The 16,691-nt window shown below is 36.2% G+C and carries 15 protein-coding genes; all 15 read left to right on the forward strand.

The features are described from left to right. The first annotated feature begins 192 nt into the window (after nt 1-192). The 15 genes from L3V41_RS12350 (at nt 193) to L3V41_RS12420 (ending at nt 16,671) form a co-directional block, all read left to right on the forward strand. Entirely contained in the window at nt 193-912 is a 720-nt protein-coding gene (locus L3V41_RS12350; protein WP_346656322.1) for a sugar phosphate nucleotidyltransferase, read from the forward strand. 82 nt (nt 913-994) lie between these two features. Beyond that, on the forward strand, nt 995-2,338 hold the full coding sequence (locus tag L3V41_RS12355; protein ID WP_062569221.1) for a UDP-glucose/GDP-mannose dehydrogenase family protein: 1,344 nt from the start codon (nt 995-997) through the stop codon (nt 2,336-2,338). A gap of 15 nt (nt 2,339-2,353) precedes the next feature. Beyond that, the gene (locus tag L3V41_RS12360; RefSeq protein WP_062569220.1) at nt 2,354-3,181 is read left to right on the forward strand and encodes a glycosyltransferase family 2 protein; all 828 of its coding nucleotides are present in this window, start codon (nt 2,354-2,356) and stop codon (nt 3,179-3,181) included. Nucleotides 3,182-3,285: 104 nt separating this feature from the next. Continuing rightward, complete coding sequence (locus L3V41_RS12365; RefSeq protein ID WP_237127841.1) at nt 3,286-3,603, forward strand: DapH/DapD/GlmU-related protein; 318 nt, start codon at nt 3,286-3,288, stop codon at nt 3,601-3,603. Further along, the gene (locus L3V41_RS12370) at nt 3,596-4,048 is read left to right on the forward strand and encodes a hypothetical protein (RefSeq protein ID WP_062569218.1); all 453 of its coding nucleotides are present in this window, start codon (nt 3,596-3,598) and stop codon (nt 4,046-4,048) included. The genes L3V41_RS12365 and L3V41_RS12370 overlap by 8 nt, the downstream gene beginning before the upstream one ends. Next, a complete protein-coding gene (locus tag L3V41_RS12375; protein WP_062569217.1) occupies nt 4,048-4,554 on the forward strand; it encodes a glycosyltransferase in 507 nt (168 codons plus the stop codon). Before L3V41_RS12370 ends, L3V41_RS12375 begins: the two co-directional genes overlap by 1 nt. A 94-nt stretch (nt 4,555-4,648) precedes the next feature. Beyond that, nucleotides 4,649-5,722, forward strand: a complete 1,074-nt coding sequence (locus L3V41_RS12380) for a hypothetical protein (protein WP_237127842.1) — start codon at nt 4,649-4,651, stop codon at nt 5,720-5,722. Further along, entirely contained in the window at nt 5,715-6,887 is a 1,173-nt protein-coding gene (locus tag L3V41_RS12385; RefSeq protein ID WP_062569215.1) for an O-antigen ligase family protein, read from the forward strand. The genes L3V41_RS12380 and L3V41_RS12385 overlap by 8 nt, the downstream gene beginning before the upstream one ends. After that, nucleotides 6,884-8,791: a sialate O-acetylesterase gene (locus L3V41_RS12390; protein ID WP_237127843.1), complete on the forward strand. Its 1,908-nt coding sequence runs from the start codon at nt 6,884-6,886 to the stop codon at nt 8,789-8,791. Before L3V41_RS12385 ends, L3V41_RS12390 begins: the two co-directional genes overlap by 4 nt. A gap of 11 nt (nt 8,792-8,802) precedes the next feature. Beyond that, nucleotides 8,803-9,849: an acyltransferase gene (locus L3V41_RS12395; protein WP_237127844.1), complete on the forward strand. Its 1,047-nt coding sequence runs from the start codon at nt 8,803-8,805 to the stop codon at nt 9,847-9,849. 457 nt (nt 9,850-10,306) lie between these two features. After that, on the forward strand, nt 10,307-12,535 hold the full coding sequence (locus tag L3V41_RS12400) for a choice-of-anchor A family protein (protein ID WP_237127845.1): 2,229 nt from the start codon (nt 10,307-10,309) through the stop codon (nt 12,533-12,535). Nucleotides 12,536-12,623: 88 nt separating this feature from the next. Continuing rightward, entirely contained in the window at nt 12,624-13,022 is a 399-nt protein-coding gene (locus L3V41_RS12405) for a 3-phosphoshikimate 1-carboxyvinyltransferase (protein WP_237127846.1), read from the forward strand. Nucleotides 13,023-13,551: 529 nt separating this feature from the next. Further along, complete coding sequence (locus L3V41_RS12410) at nt 13,552-14,955, forward strand: undecaprenyl-phosphate glucose phosphotransferase (RefSeq protein ID WP_062569210.1); 1,404 nt, start codon at nt 13,552-13,554, stop codon at nt 14,953-14,955. After that, nucleotides 14,939-16,153, forward strand: coding sequence for an outer membrane beta-barrel protein (locus L3V41_RS12415; protein ID WP_237127847.1), 1,215 nt, complete (start codon nt 14,939-14,941; stop codon nt 16,151-16,153). Before L3V41_RS12410 ends, L3V41_RS12415 begins: the two co-directional genes overlap by 17 nt. Then, nucleotides 16,150-16,671, forward strand: a complete 522-nt coding sequence (locus L3V41_RS12420) for a polysaccharide biosynthesis/export family protein (protein ID WP_062569208.1) — start codon at nt 16,150-16,152, stop codon at nt 16,669-16,671. Before L3V41_RS12415 ends, L3V41_RS12420 begins: the two co-directional genes overlap by 4 nt. Nucleotides 16,672-16,691 lie beyond the last annotated feature (20 nt).

Raw genomic sequence — 16,691 nt, forward strand, 5'->3', positions numbered from 1 at the left:
AAAAGCAAAAGTACGAATGTTAACCTTTTGGTAACAAAAAACAATCTAAAAGGCTTCTTTTTTATATTGAGCCGTTGCACCTGTTGTGTATAATAACGGTCCATATGGATAATAGCGCTTCAAAGCTCAGCTGAGCCTCATAAGTTCATCAGCGGCTGGCTATGTGGTAAGAAGTAATTAAAAGGATTTCAAGTGAAAGTTTTAAAAGCCGTCTTGCCTCTCGCTGGATTGCGAGCACGAATGTTGTCTGCAACAAAATCAACGCCTAAAGAAGTGCTAGCACTAGTTGACAGACCTCTCATCCAACATATTGTAAACGAAGCTGTTCAAGCCGATATTAAAGAAATTGTACTCCTCTCACACGCTTCAAAAAATAGCATAGAAAATATTTCTGGTATTGAATTTGAAGCCAAGCTGGAGGCGCGCTTAAAGCGTACTGTGCTTGAGAAGGTCCGTTTAATTACCTCTAAAGGGGTGAGTATTATTTCCATACGTCAACCGGCACGATTAGGACTTTGCCATGCAATACTTGAAACTCATGCGATTATTGGCCATAACCCATTCGCTATTTTATTACCTGATGTGATTGTTGGTGAATATAAGCCAAACCTTGAGGTCAATAATTATGGTGAAGTGGACTTTGACGATAAAACAATCAAAGCAGCTGAAAATGCAACTATCACTCACATACTGGAAAAGCCAATCTACGGCGATATCCCTAGTAAAAAAGGTCGATACGCTGTATCACCCGCCATTTGGAATCTATTAGAAACTACTCCTAGAGATCTGGGAGATGAAATTCAATCAACAAAAGGGTTGTTGCAATTACGTCATGTTGAAAGAATTGAAGCATATTATTTAACAGGTAAGTCACATCACTGTGATTCACAATTTTGGTCACATGCTTGCTAACGTAGAGTATGCAATCCGGCCTTATTAGGCGAAGAGTTTATAGAATGTGTATAAGAGCTCATCACATCACAAGAGGGATAAAATGAAAGTAACTTTTTACGGAGTTGGGTATGTTGGCTTGGTTCAAGCCGCAGTTTTTGCTGACGCTGGTCATGATGTGTGTTGTGTGGATATTGATGAAACACGCATAGAAAATCTCAAGAACGGCATAATTCCAATATACGAACCTGGGTTGACGCCTTTAGTCCAAAAGAACTTCGAAGAAGGCCGTTTAACTTTCACTACCGATCCTAAATTTGGGGTTGAGTTTGGTGACTTACAGTTTATTGCTGTTGGAACTCCTCCTGACGAAGATGGTTCTGCAGATTTAAAGTACGTACTAAAAGTAGCGGAGACAATCGCTACTTATATGGAACAGCCCAAAATCATTATTGATAAATCGACGGTTCCTGTCGGCACAGCTGATAAAGTAAAAGAGACTGTACAGTCGATACTTGATCATCGTGAAAGCAATTTAACTTTTTCAGTAGTATCAAATCCTGAATTCTTAAAAGAAGGTGCTGCTGTCAATGACTGTAAGCGCCCAGACCGTATTATTATTGGTACAGACTGCACTGATACAGAAGAACAGATGCGTGAACTTTATGCACCATTTAATCGAAATCACGAAAAAATTATCGTCATGGATATTAAAAGTGCTGAACTAACTAAATATGCAGCTAACTGTATGCTTGCTACCAAAATTAGCTTTATGAATGAAATGGCAAATATCGCTGAGCGTGTAGGTGCTGATATTGAACACGTGCGCCATGGTATCGGCTCAGACCCTCGTATTGGTTATCAGTTTATTTATCCTGGCTGTGGTTATGGAGGTTCTTGCTTCCCTAAAGATGTTCAGGCATTGGTGCGAACAACTGACAGCTTAGGCTATGACTCACAAATTTTAAAAGCTGTTGAAGCCGTTAATTATGCGCAAAAGCATAAATTATTCGAATACATTACGAAGCATTTCGGTTTATTAAATAATCCTGATGCTATAAAAGGTAAGGTGTTTGCTTTGTGGGGCTTGAGCTTTAAACCAAACACGGATGACATGCGAGAAGCACCAAGTCGAGTACTTATGGAGCAATTATGGGCTGCCGGTGCAAAAGTGCAAGCATATGACCCTGAAGCGATGGAAGAAACGCAGCGCATATACGGCGCACGAAATGATTTAAGCTTTATGGGAACCAAAGAATCAGCATTAAATAATGCAGATGCTCTCGTTATTTGTACTGAGTGGCAAAATTTTAAAGCTCCTGATTTTTCGTTGATAAAGTCATTACTAACAACTCCAGTTATCTTCGACGGACGTAATTTGTTCGAACCTAAGAGGCTAAAAAATAAAGGCTTTAGTTATTATTCTATTGGTCGAAATATTTTATAGTATAAGGGTCTTAAAATGCTGACAGTTATAATACCTGCATATAATGAAGAAAAATGTATTGAAAGGACGTTATCCGAATTAACGAATTTTTCGAGTTTGGAGGTTGAGGTAATTGTCTTGCCAAATGGCTGTATTGATAATACAGCCGAATTCGTTAGAGCAAAATTTCCTTCATTTAAAGTGGTCGAGCTTGATACTGGCTCAAAAATCTTAGCTATAAATAAGGGGCTTGAAATTGCTCAGTTTGAACATGTGCTTGTTCAAGATGCTGACGTGATTATCAGCACAGAAAGTATCAGAAGTATTTTAAAATTTATTGAGAGTGAACAGTATTTGTTTGCCTCACCGACCACTAAAATAGTTCAAGATGGCAGTTTCTTAACTAATATGTACTACAGTTTTTTGAAACTTACTCCTGCTTACCGAGTTGGAATGGTTAATTCCGGTGCATACCTTATTTCTCCACAGGCACGCGATATTTTAGGAAAGTTTCCACAAGTTATTGCTGATGATGGCTATGTTAAAGGAACCTTAGGTTCAGCTAATTTAACTACGATTCCTTCTTGTTATTCAGTCGTAATGAGTCCAAGAACAATTTGGTCTCTTATTAAAATAAAAACGAGAAGTAAATTAGGCAATATGGAACTAAAGAAGAAGTTTACTTCGCCTACTACAGGCGGTAATAGCTTTTCTTCTTTGTTTAAAATAGCTATCAAAGAGAAAGCGTTATTTCAGTTTTTGATTTATGCGACGGTCATTTCAATAGCGACATTTCGTGCTAAGTTGCAAATTAAAAAATTAAAGACAATTAAATGGGAAAGGGACGAGAGCACAAGAATATGAAAAGATTCATACACGTCTATGTACGACATTTTATACTATCTATTATTACGCTCTGGTATATCCATTTTTATAAAATGAATATACATAAAAGCGTTAGAATTTCATTGAAAGCAAAGCTAGATAAGACAAACCCGAAAGGTGTTCATATAGGAGCGGGGACTTATATTGCATTTGGGTCGGTAATTCTAACTCATGATATGTGCCGAGACATACATAAAGACGTGAGAATAGGTGAAAATTGTTTCATTGGTGGTAACTCAATCATCATGCCAGGCGTTACTTTGGGCGATTCATGTATTGTTGCGGCAGGCGCTGTTGTGACAAAGGATGTAGGTTCAGGGACAATTGTAGCAGGAAATCCTGCTGTTGCCATTCGTACAAATATTAAAACAAAAGCTTTAGGGATATTAATTAATGAGTAAGAAGCTCATAGCAATTGCATCAACGGGTGGTCATTATGTGCAATTGAGTAGAATAATGAAACAAGCTAACTTTAACTCTAATGACATTTTATTTGTGCGCACGAAAGTTAACGCGCACGATACACCTTCTTTTGAGAATGAAAGCTTAATTGAGGATGTGTCAAGAGACACATTAATCCGATCTCCCATAATTGCGTTTCAAATGTTAAAACTCGTCTTAAAGCATAAACCTAAGTGGATAATAACCACAGGCGCGATGCCTGGGTTAATTTCTATTGTAATTGGCCGACTATTACTAAGAAAAACCATGTGGGTTGATAGTATTGCTAATACAAAACAATTATCCGCCTCGGGAAGAATAGCAAAGAAATTTGCTCATAAAACATTAACCCAATGGCCAGATTTAGCTGGTGATAATGTTGAATATAAAGGTCGAGTTATATAATGAAAGTGCTTGTAACTGTGGGTGCGCAATTACCATTTAAACGATTGGTAGAGGCCATTAACGATATAAATAAATCACTAAACTTGGATGTTTTTGCTCAAGTTGGTGAAGACTCAAATGCTTATGATGGTATTCAAGTGGTTGATTTTTTGAGCTCTAATGAGTACAAAGCGAAACTTGATTGGTGTGATATTGTTATTGCTCACGCTGGTATGGGAACCATCATTCAATGTTTAGAATTGAATAAAAAGCTTATAGTTGTACCGAGGTTGGCTAAATTTGGTGAGCACAGAAATGATCATCAGCTCGATACTATCGCAAGATTTGAACCGTTAACCTCATCAATAAGCTTAATGAGGGTGTGCCGTGATGTAAAAGACTTGCAACAGACCCTAGAGGAAATCGAGAAGCTAAGCGAGAAAAATGATTTCTTCACGACTGAAAAAGAGAAAGATACTGAGAACCTAGGTGTATATATTAAAAAAATGATAGATGATGAAGTATAAATTATCTTTGTTAATTGACTCGCTGTTATCGTCGGGTGCTAATTTTTTAATCACGTTTCTTTTACTTAAGTATGAGGGAAATGAGTCAGTAGTCATGTTTGGTGTTGCTATGACTCTGTCATTAATTTTCTTATCTTTTCAAAGAACAATCGTGCTCATTCCTTTTAATTTAAAAGAAGATAAGTGCAGTAAAGTAAGGATAATAGAGTTTCTAAGTTGTTCATTTTTCCTCTTAGTGCTATTTTTAGTGTTAATTTTCATTAGTACCTATTTTGTTTTTCCATATCAAGAGCAGTGGTTGTTAGCGCCTGTTTTATTCGCCTTTTTGTTTATACATGAATCATTTAGATATCTACTTATGGTGAGTAAGCTGTACTTTTTGCCTGCGTTGGTATCTGTTGTTTTAGTATCTACTTTTGCAGCTTCTTTATTATTTGATGGTTTATCTATAAAGCTCTTGATAAACACTTATTTATGTTTATTTGCGCTAGAGTTAATAGTAATCGCTCTTTTTATTACTTTTAAAAAAGCTAATACCGATGAGCATGAGTTAGACATTTTTTTTTGGTTTCGTGATACAAGAAATTTACTAAATCGAAATGTTCAATCCATTTCTCAATTACTACTCGTACATTCTCCATTTCTATTAGTATCGGCTTTGTATCCAGCAACAGTTTCTTCTGTTCTATTTATAGCTCGATCAGTATTTCAGCCAGTACAAATATTGATCAAATCAGTTGAGGCAATTGATCAAAGAAAACTCGCTAGTATAAAAGATAATGCACACATATTTGTAAAGAGTTTGTTCAAAAAGTATATGCTTATTTCTTTAGCCGCCTCTTTAATTTGTTTATTAATAGCTGTTTATCTATTTCCTGTGGTGTATGGCGAGCAAGCTGTTCCTAAGCTAGGTGATTTATTGTTCTGGGCAGGTATTTTAGTTTGTTTATCATGCTCAAGAAGTGTTGAAATGCTGCTCGTGAAGAAAAATATGTACAAAAAAATGAACTCACTATACCTGTTATCAGGTTTGGGTGTCTTATCTCTTTTACTATTGAATTTGTTTCTTCATTTACAAGTTTCACCATCACTTAATATTTTTATAGGGTGGTTGTTTTTGGCGATTACTTATTATTTGATTGTTATGAAAGGAGTCGATAATGAATAGGGTAAGACTCTTTAACTTATTTCTTTTTTCAATGTTTATTATCTTTTCTTTATTTGTTTTTAGAATACGCGAATACGGAAGTGATAGTGTCGATTTTCAAATCGTTTTAAGACTAATGGCATGGGGAGGAGGTATTTTAATCGCATTTATATATTTTTATAAATTCGGTTTTAGGGTGTCTAACAATCATGAGTTGTTATTTGTTGCTTTTATTCTCTTAGCTATTTTGATGCTCCCTTTTTCAATGCTTCCTTTTCGTAGCTTTGTTGTAGTACTTTCATATGCAGCTTTTTATTTTTATTTTAAGTATGTAAAAAGTAGGTTTGGAGATGACTTTTTACTTTATTCAATTTCCCTGTCATTTTTTATAGTTGTTTGTTTTTCTTACTTTTATTATTTGGCTTTGCCCGATTTGGGGAGACACATCTATTGGTTGAATGATGTTTTATTTGTAAGCCCTCGAATGAGTGGCGTTTTCTCTACCTCGAATGCAATGGGGGGATTCTGTGCCGTATATTGCCTGTTCTTGTTACATGCGTTTAATAAGAAAATTATCTCAAAATCTTTCTTTATTATTGCATTTGGGTTGTCTTTGATAGCGTTACTATTGAGTGATAGTAAGACTGCTTTTATATCATTTGTTTTTTCTTCTTTATTTTTATACAGAAGAAATAAGTTTATTCTGTTTGCAATTCTATCAGGTGTAATTTTAACCTCATTATTAATAATATACGCTACATTTGACTTTTATGGCTTCCTTGAACATGTATCTCGCCACGGTGATCCTGAAGAAGTTCTCACTTTCACGGGCAGAACATATATCTGGCCTGCTGTCTTTGATATGGCGCTTGAGCGGCCTTTTACCGGCTATGGTATAGGTGTGACGTCTTTGGCTTTGCCAACGTTAGAAGATATTATAGGTTATACACCCGCTCACGCTCATAACTTAATCTTACAAGCTTTTTTCAGTCTTGGGCTTGGTGGCATGTTATGTATAACTGCAATTCTTGGCTATAATCTGGTTGTAAAATGCAAAAATAGATTGGGTAACTCGATGGCGGTTTATATTGTTATTACCTCTTTATTTGAGGCCTCGTTTTTATCCGGTGTAGCTGGCTATTCTATTATTCCTGTAATCTATATGGTTTTAAGTAAAGAAAAATGAGACGTTATTTAATTTTATTTTTACTTCTTTTTAGCTCATCTAATAGCCTGAGCGCTATTGATGATTATAATTTAGTCTTAGCATCAGGTCAGTCATTAAGTATAGGGCACACTGATCAAGACTTGAATCCGATAATTTTTCCTAATGAAGTTAATCCTAACAACGTCTTTCTGTTTAATGGTGTCAGGACCACTGCACCTCGATATTATCAAAGGTTAGTAGAAAATGACGTAAGATTTTTGGAACCTTTGAAAGATGTGACTAGACAAACACATGCATACTCAATGTTCAAAATGTTGGAATATTTATATGCTCTTAAGAACAAACCTTTCCCTAAGTTTGTTTATGCTCCACATGGTCGTGGAGGGCAAAAGATAAGTAAACTTGAATATGGCACAGAACCATTTGAAAATGGACTTACGATGCTAAGGGCTGCAGAGCGGTTGGCTGCGCAAAGTGGCGAAAGTTTTAATGTCCCTTTTATTACTTGGATACATGGTGAATCTAACGCAAATTCTAATTTACAGGACTATAAGCAAAAGCTTAGTAAGCTCTATAACGCTTATAAAAATAAAATACAAACTACCACTTCTAAAACCCGTAATCCAATATTATTCATGGACCAAACCGGCGTTAGTTATGGGCATGATATTGCTATCTCATTATGGGAGTTTGCGAATGACCATGAAGCTGTCTCTTTAGTCATGCCAAAGTACTTTCTAAATAGAAATTACTTTAATAGGCCTGATGAAAGAACTCACTTAAATACAAAGGGGTATATTTTACAAGGCGAGTATTTTGCGAAAGCTATCTTTTCTACATTTGAATCTAATAAGAAATGGAAACCACTGCAACCAGAGTCTTTAGAAATAGCAAATAATAAAGCTTTTGTGAAATTACATGTTCCAGAAGGAAGTTTGACTATTGATACTCAAACTTTACCTGAAGCACCTGGTTACGGTCTAAAGTATATATCGCCAAATAACATAGAATACATTCCGCAAGTTTCCATACAAGGTGATACGTTAATACTCGAGTTTAATACTACACTCGAGGTGGGGGGGGAAATAGACAGTGGCTTTACCCTAGATGACAGGTATAACACTGCAAATCAGAAAACCCCTGTGACTAATATCAGAGATACGTCGACGTTAATTTCTTCTGTTGATCAGCAACCACTGCATAATTGGCTAGTGCAATTTTCGATAGAGATTACCCCTCAAACTCCCGGCATGTCTTCTTCTGTAAATCCAAGTGGCAACAGTATATGGCATGATGGCGATATCGTCGCTGATATGTCAGAACCCTACTCTATTATCGGCGGAAGCTATAATAACAGGGATTTGAACTATGCTTTATATCGTGTCAGTTTTGATGCTGAAATTGAATCGGGTACGCCAATTTTTTATATCGGAGATTCAAGCATTCCAATTACAAAAGAGGGGGAAAACTCATTTGTAGCAATCGTTTGTGAACCTACAGAAGATATGGTTTCTGTGGTAAGCACACAAACTATGTTTACCGGAGCGATGCAATCCATTTCTTTAAAACCGATATTATCCGAAACTAACTTTGACCAATATGATGTTGAAGAGCTCGGTGATAATATTTGGCCTAATAATGTGACCGTTGAGAATTATGAAGCAGATGATTTTGTAGTCACTGGAGACTATTTTATCAAAACGAAGTTACAGTACCCGATATATTTACTTGAATATGAAGTCCAAGTGAATGAGGGGTCAGCATATATCAATATTGGCGATTTTCATAAGAGCATCAATGATACGGGAGTATTTTATAGTAGGGTACCTATTTGTAAGCCTGAGTTTGGCCGTTTAAGATTTTCTTCAGGTAAATCAGGCTTTTCAGGGAAAATTAGTAATATTGAAATTGAACCAATTTAAAAGGTCATAGTTTGTTTTATAACTCAATTAATAATTTCCGTGCGATAGCCATTATGTTTATCGTTTTCGGTCATTCTTTCGATGTTTCTGGTGTCGCTTTAGATAGTCTTTGGGAAGTTTTTTTAAGAAACCTGCTATCTGGTGGTACCATTCTTTTTGTTTTCATTTCAGGCTTTCTTTTTGAAGTTGTATTTTTGAGAAAGTTTACTTTTCCTAAGTTTTATTTCTCCAGAGCTTCAAAGCTGATATGGCCATATTTATTATTGTCAATCATACCAATCTGTTTATATATCTATGTAGCTAACCCAATTTCAGATGGCTATTTTCTGCCTAAATCTGAAGGTGCAATATCACAGTTTATGGTACCTTTTCTAAAATATGAAGTAACAGGTCGCTTTATGACCGCTTATTGGTATATTCCTTTTGCGTTACTGTTATTTTTACTCTCGCCATTAGTCGTTCATATACTAAAAAAAGGTTTTAAGTTTAAGCTGTCACTGATTCTGATTCTTTCATGCGTGTCAATTTTGATTCATAGACCTGTCGATAATATGAATCACTTGCATTCTGTTGTGTTTTTTTTCCCTGTTTACCTCACCGGTGCTGTGGTATCTCAATGTAGAGAATCCTTGTTAAAGGCATTTCAGGGTAATCGGTTTTGGCTATTATTTTTATTATCGATCAGTTTCACGCTGATCCAGACCTATTTAGGTGATGTGGGAAGCTACCATAAGCCATTTTTTGAGTTCAGAGGCATCGACTTGATGTTTCTACAAAAGCTACTCCTTGCTTTCTTTTTCTTCTTGCTATTAGAAAAGTATTCAAAAAGTAATTTGTTTTTTGACACTCTCGCGAGTACAAGTTTTGCAGTGTTTTTTATACATCCCTATCTAATCTTTATATTTAGAAACTTAAAATTACCGACCCCAGATACGGCGTTATTCCAGTGGCTCTACTTCATTGCTTTATCTATTATGTTTGTGTTACTTAGTATGCTTCTTGCCTTGTGCGCGAAAAAATTACTCAATGATAAGAGTAAATACCTCATTGGTTATTGAAAATACAGTTTCATTAGCTTGAAACTGATTCTAAAAAACTACCTGGTAAGTATTATCTGAAATAACAATAAAAGCTTGAAAACCTGTTGGTGATTGAATTGCTAACAGGTTTTTTAGATGAAAATATATCTTGTGATTGTTACCTAACAGATAGGTTTACTAAGATCTGCTAAAAATTTGGACTATCCCTTCCTTTATATTGTTAACATTAAATTAACTTTTATTTAGTGTTTTAGGGTGGGTTTTAAAGTTCTTTTATCCTGCTTTATTACCTAACTTACTGTTTTTTGCGTTTTGTACTTTTTTATGGAACATTAAAGTGGTACTTTTGTAGTGTCTTTTGTTTATTTGCATTTAATTTGTATATATAATGTGCTGCAATTAATTCAAGGACATGACTATAAGCTGAACACACAGTTTTTGCTGCTATTGACGCACTTTCATTACGAGGGAAATAATGACTAACTCATTACTAAAATTAACAAAGCTAAGCGCAGTGATTGCTATTAGTTTAGCTAGCTCAACAACTTTGGCCGCAGACTTAGGCGTTGCCAATAATTTTTCTGCGTTTGTTTTTGAAGATTTTAAATCTAATTCAGGTCGTGCTGAGGGCGCAATTGCAGCCGGTGAGATAAGTCTGAAAGGATACAGTGTTGGTTATACAAGACCCTACAATGCTGGCGAATATTATTTAATTAGTGAATCTAGTATCGCTTTCAAGTCAGGTCGTCAATATGTGGGCAGTATGATCGCCAGCGGTGCTACTGATGTCAACTGGAGTGTTCGGTGGGGCATGCAATGGGGCTCTAAAATCCTATCGAATCAAAGTGAATCTGCTATGCCTTTCAACTTTGATGAGCAAGAACAGTACTATAAAGATTTAAGTGCTGGATTAAGTGAGCTTTCAACAACGGGTACTGTAAAGAGTATGTGGGGCGGCCTTTACTTAGAAGGTGATGGGGGCTCTGATAGACAAGTATTCAACTTAGACGCACGGGAGTTTGCTAAGGCACATACCTTCGCTGTGTCAGGGATCCCGCATGGCGCAACAGTCGTTTTTAATATAACCGGCGATGATAATGTTGTTGTAAAAGGTAAAAGCTTTGCGAGTTTACATAACCATGCAACTAAAACAGTATTCAACTTTGCGAATGCCAAAAAACTTGATATCAAAGGGAATCGTTGGCAAGGCGTTGTTTTAGCTCCGTTTGCTGATATTAGAGGTGTTCATGGTGTTGCTAAGATGCCAATTATTGGCCAGAGTTTTTATGGTTCAATGACATTGTTAGGCGGTGAATTCAGCGGTGACTTACCTGAAATCGGTGCGCCAGTTTGTAATGATATTGATGTTACTGATAAATGGAGTTGGACTGGCAGTGAGTTTATGCCGGAGTTTGACCAAGTTATTTCAACTCCGATAGCTGTAAATCTAAATGATGATAATGGCGATGGTATAATTGACGAAAAAGATGTGACAGATATCTTGGCTGTAACTTTTAATATTGCTAATTATCGTGCGCAGGGCATTGTTCGAGCGTTTAGCGGTATCGATGGTCAAGAGTTGTGGAAAACTGAAAACTTTGATGGATCTTTTAATTATAAAACAATTAAAGCGAGTTCAACTTACTCTATCGCTGCCGCAGATGTTAATAACGATGGTTTGGTTGAAGTTATAGTAAGAGATTCTACTGATCACAGTTATAAGATTTATAGTAATACTGGCGACTTGATTAAGGCTATTCCTAAAGGGTTTGCATTTGGAAATTCCGCTATATCCGATCTTAATGGTGATGGTTCCGCTGAATTCATTATTGGCAATAACATTGTGAATCTTGATGATGATTCAATCGTTAAGCTTAAAAAGCCTGTGGATTATAATAAGGGCGACTTCGTAATGATTGATTCAATTGCTTTTGATGCAGATCTTGATGGCCAGCAGGAAGTCTTAGTAAATGGTGTTTTATATACTATGGACGGACAAATTCTTTGGAACAAAAATACACAACAAGGCTTTGCTGCAATTGGTAATTTTGATAATGATGCATACCCTGAGATTGTGCTAACTGACTTAGATGGAAGTATTAAGCTTCTAGAACAGGATGGCTCAGTAATTTGGGAGTATCAATCAGATGATTCAGGCGGTGGTGTTCCTTCAATTGGTGATGTTGATGGCGATGGTGAACCAGATATTGTTGTCTCAGGCGGTAAATTAATTAAAGTACTGAATAAAGAGGGCGTTTTAATTAACTCCTTTGCAATTAATGATCCCTCTAGTAAACGCGCTGGTGTCATAACATATGACTTTAATGGCGATGGAAAAGATGAAATCATTAATATAGATGAAACGGGGTTAAATATATTTAGCGCATCAGAAAATAGATTAGTTTATACGTCTAAGCAGTCCTCAGGGACAATTTGGGAGTACCCAATTGTTGTTGATTTAGATGGTGATGGCTCTGGAGAAATTATCTCTGTTTCCAATACATTGCTTTTGCCAAGCGGTGCCATGGGTACTAATGGTATTTCTGTCAAAACGTCAAAAAGCTGTAAATGGTCGCCAGCTACACGTATTTGGAATCAGCATTCCTTTTCTGGTTCGAATATAAACCAAAATGGCTCGTTGCCTTTACAACAAGAAAACAGCTGGGAACAAACAAATACCTTCCGTTCTGGTAATTTGAATTAATTCATTCTAAATGAGCCAATTAACTTTTTTAATTGGCTCATTTTGTTAGAATTGCGCTCGTTTTAAAACGGATTTAAAAAGGTTTATTTTGGCTGATTTACACGATGACCCTGCAATTAAAAGTTTGTTGGAAAGAATGCCAGAGGGTATTCAAAATACATTTACCGATGAACAGTTAGTACATTTGAAAATTGCAATCGGTGCAAGACAATGGGGGAATCACGCAGTTGACCTTAGAGGGGTTGTTAAATTATTTAAATACCGTTATTACTACGTGCTTTTGGCTGGACGAAATAGGCGACAATTAACTCCTCAAGAACAAAAAGTTGCTAAGTTTGGGCAAGCGGTAATTTTAAGCATGGCAGTCTCATTTGTCCTATTAACTATATTGCTAATTTTATATTTGGCGAAATCTGCATTGGGAATTGATATATTTTCTAGCTTTTCCTTTGGCCTGTGGGGCTGGTTTAACTCCCTGTTAAATTAGAATAGCTAAAGTGGCTGAGAGGGTTAGGTTTTACCGGTCCTTTTTAATTGGTAATTTGATATGGTTTCGCTCATATTAAGTAATGCAATCTCACTACTGTCACATTAACTTAATATGAGTAATATTCATGTTTACTGCTTAAATATGTTTATTTTTTGTAAATGGTCTAGCTTCTTGCAATTTATTTTTTTTAAATTAACCCCAATTTTTCAATTTTATTTTGATTATAATTTACACAGTCTTGTGTTTTTTTACCTTTTTTGGAAATCGATTGTCAATAAACTGCTCCTATCCCTTTGTTTATTAAAATAATAAAGAAATATGAATCTGCCCTGAATAGTTTAATTTAATAATGTTGTGTTTATTTTTGTTTATCTTGCGTTCATTTTTTTAAATGTTTCTTTTTTATACTTCAATTTAATGCAATTTTTGTTTGGCACTTTATACTTATTTTTTGGTTGATCTGTTCCTGTTGTCACTATATTATTGCAGCTGATTTTTTAGTTACTTGCCGTTCAAGGAAGATATAGTGAACAGAAGCAGAACATTTAAACCATCTAGTTCTTCAGATGCAAATTTTTATCGCTTATTTGACTTGTTAACACTTTTTATTGCATTTCAAATAGCAAATAGTATTTATACTATTCACTTTACCTCAGCTTATCTTGCAGCTGCATTATCTATCACAATTACCTATATGTATTGTGCAGAAATATTATCTACATACCGATCGTGGCGTGCAGGTAAATTCAGAAGCATGGTTTTATGCTCTTGGGTTTCTTTAGTCGTTGCGTTTTCAACGATGTTTTGTATTTCATTTGTTTTTAAATTCACAGAAGTATTGTCTCGTTTAGGGTTAACCATTTGGTTTTTTGTGAGCTTGCTGCTTTTATTTAGCTGGCGTTTGGCTGTTCATTTATACAAACGTAATCGACGTCGATTAGGCTTGAATCTTCGTAATGTTGCAATTGTTGGTGCAACTGAAGGGGCAGCGTATTTACATAAAGAAATTGAAAATAATAGCGAGTTAGGCTTTAAGTTTATGGGTTTCTTTGATGACCGTAAACCTGAACGTTTGTTTGAAAAAGCCGCCAATTATGACGTGGAAGGCAACATTCAAACCGCAATTGATCGGGCTCGAGATGGTGAAATAGACATATTATACATTGCATTACCACTAAAAGCTGAAAAGCGTATTGCTGATATTTTATTACAGCTTGGCAATACGACGGTTGATGTGCATGTTATTCCTGATTTTCTACTTTCTAACTTGATTCACGCTAGGATAGAACATGTTGGTAATTTAGATACATTAAGCGTGTTTGAGTCACCTTTAATAGGTGCGCAGGAGTTTATTAAGCGTACTGAAGATATTATTGTTTCTTCATTAATTCTGCTATTAATTTCCCCTTTACTGTTAGTGATCGCTGCTGCAGTTAAGCTTACTTCCCCTGGAAATATAATCTTCAAACAAGATCGATATGGTTTAGATGGTCGAAAAATTAAAGTGTGGAAGTTTAGGTCTATGACAGTCACCGAAAATAGTGACGTAGTTACACAAGCGACAAAAAATGATGCGCGTATTACTAAGCTTGGTGGCTTCTTGAGAAGAACTAGCCTTGATGAGTTACCTCAATTCATCAATGTATTAAGAGGTGAAATGTCAATAGTCGGCCCAAGACCTCATGCTGTAGCTCATAACGAAGAATACAGATCTAAGGTCGATTTCTACATGATTAGACACAAAGCAAAACCTGGTATCACCGGTTGGGCTCAAATTAATGGCTGGCGCGGTGAAACAGATACACTTGATAAGATGGCTAAACGAGTTGAATACGACTTACATTACATTAAGCACTGGTCCTTGTGGCTTGATGTGAAAATAATTTTTATGACAATTTTTAAGGGATTTAAAAGTGAAAATGCGTACTAATACAATTTTATTTTTACCTATTGCACTGGGTTTATCTGCACCTGCGATCGCAGTTGAATTAAAGCCAGGCAGTTTTATGACTGAGGATGGAGCAGAGCTCACGCCTACGCTCCAATTAGGTGTTAGTAGCAACGACAACTTTTTTATGACACCATCAGATACCCAGTCTCGTCTAATATGGGAAATAGCACCTAGTTTAAATGCATTGATTGAAGACGGTCCAGACAATTATGAATTTGATGTTGCTACACGTTCTGCACTGCATAATAAAGATTCTACTGATAACTTTACGCAAATAAATCTAGGCGCTGGTTTGCATAAAGAATTTACCAGTAAACACCGTGTAGATATTAAAGGTGATGCTGATTGGCTGTCAGAAGCACGTGGTGCAGGTTTGACAGAAGGTCAGGGTAATACTATTGATGACTTAATTACATACCAACAACAGAATTTCTCTGCTAGGTATGAATATGGTGCCCTAAGCTCTAAGGCGCAGGTCGCTTTTATGGCTGGCTACTATAATAAAAATTATCAAAATTTTTCTGAGATATCTCGTTTCCGTGATTACGACAAACCTATGCTAGGTATTACTGGTTATTATAATACACATGCCGGTAGCCGTGCCTTTGTAGAGATAAAGCAGGAAAACTATCGCTACGATGTTATTGATTCTAATGGTATTTCTCGTGATTCAGATGATGTTAAAGTATTGTTGGGTATGGAATGGGAAGCGACAGCCATTACAACGGGATCGTTTAAAGTCGGTTATCAGAATAAAGATTTCGAGTCGAATCTTCGGGACAATTTCAGCGGTTTAAGCTGGGAAGCTGCGGTTGTTTGGAAACCACTTTCATATACGTCATTACAATTGGTAACTAGCCGTGCAGCAAAGGATCCTTTGGTTCAAGGCGATTATATTCGTGAGAGTGTATATGGTGCTACATGGCAACATGATTGGAGTGAATCTTTAAGCTCAGTAGTCAGCGCAAATTATGTGGATCAAGAGTACGTGGGCAATTTTAATCGCAAAGATAAAGTTAAAAACGCACGTCTTGGGTTGAACTATCTAGCAAACAACTTTGGTATGGTATCGGGTTATGTTGATTTCATAGACCGTAACTCAAACCAAGCTAACATCGAATTTGATCGTGTAATCGTGGGGCTTAATTTTACTTTTGCGTTAAAGGGTAATGAATGAAGGTCAAAATTTTAATAGCTTTAACCTTGCTCCTAAGTGTTTATAGTTTTGCTGATGATTCAAAAAACTATATCTTAGGGGCTGGTGATAAAATAGAAATTAAAGTATTTGGCCAGCCAGATTTAGATGTAACCTCACTGCTAGGTAATAGCGGTGAGATTAATTACCCTTTTTTAGGTAAGGTCAAGCTTGTCGGATTAAATATTTCGCAAGTTGAGCAAACGATTAGCGAGGGTTTACAGCCTGATTATTTGGTTAACCCTAACGTATATGCTCAAGTCGTGGAATACCGTCCTTTTTATATCCACGGTGAAGTTAAGGAGCCTGGTGCGTATCCGTATCAACCTGCAATGACAGTAAACCAAGCAATTGCATTAGCTGGCGGATTAACTGAGCGAGCCTCTGTTGACAAAATTTTTATTTTTAAAGAGAAAACCAAAGCGCAGCAACAAAAAGGTAACTTAAATAGCCAAATTGCTGCTGGTGACACTATAAAAATAGAACAGCGCTTGTTTTAGGCAGTTAAAGGCAGTAATTA

Source organism: Pseudoalteromonas sp. L21 (genome assembly GCF_021728035.1).
Lineage (GTDB): Bacteria > Pseudomonadota > Gammaproteobacteria > Enterobacterales > Alteromonadaceae > Pseudoalteromonas > Pseudoalteromonas arabiensis.

What these genes read in the sequence shown, in the direction of transcription:
- L3V41_RS12355 (WP_062569221.1), top strand. Translation starts at nt 995, where the DNA reads ATGAAAGTAACTTTTTACGGAGTTGGGTATGTTGGCTTGGTTCAAGCC.
- L3V41_RS12360 (WP_062569220.1), top strand. Translation starts at nt 2,354, where the DNA reads ATGCTGACAGTTATAATACCTGCATATAATGAAGAAAAATGTATTGAA.
- L3V41_RS12370 (WP_062569218.1), top strand. Translation starts at nt 3,596, where the DNA reads ATGAGTAAGAAGCTCATAGCAATTGCATCAACGGGTGGTCATTATGTG.
- L3V41_RS12375 (WP_062569217.1), top strand. Translation starts at nt 4,048, where the DNA reads ATGAAAGTGCTTGTAACTGTGGGTGCGCAATTACCATTTAAACGATTG.
- L3V41_RS12380 (WP_237127842.1), top strand. Translation starts at nt 4,649, where the DNA reads ATGTTTGGTGTTGCTATGACTCTGTCATTAATTTTCTTATCTTTTCAA.
- L3V41_RS12385 (WP_062569215.1), top strand. Translation starts at nt 5,715, where the DNA reads ATGAATAGGGTAAGACTCTTTAACTTATTTCTTTTTTCAATGTTTATT.
- L3V41_RS12390 (WP_237127843.1), top strand. Translation starts at nt 6,884, where the DNA reads ATGAGACGTTATTTAATTTTATTTTTACTTCTTTTTAGCTCATCTAAT.
- L3V41_RS12400 (WP_237127845.1), top strand. Translation starts at nt 10,307, where the DNA reads ATGACTAACTCATTACTAAAATTAACAAAGCTAAGCGCAGTGATTGCT.
- L3V41_RS12420 (WP_062569208.1), top strand. Translation starts at nt 16,150, where the DNA reads ATGAAGGTCAAAATTTTAATAGCTTTAACCTTGCTCCTAAGTGTTTAT.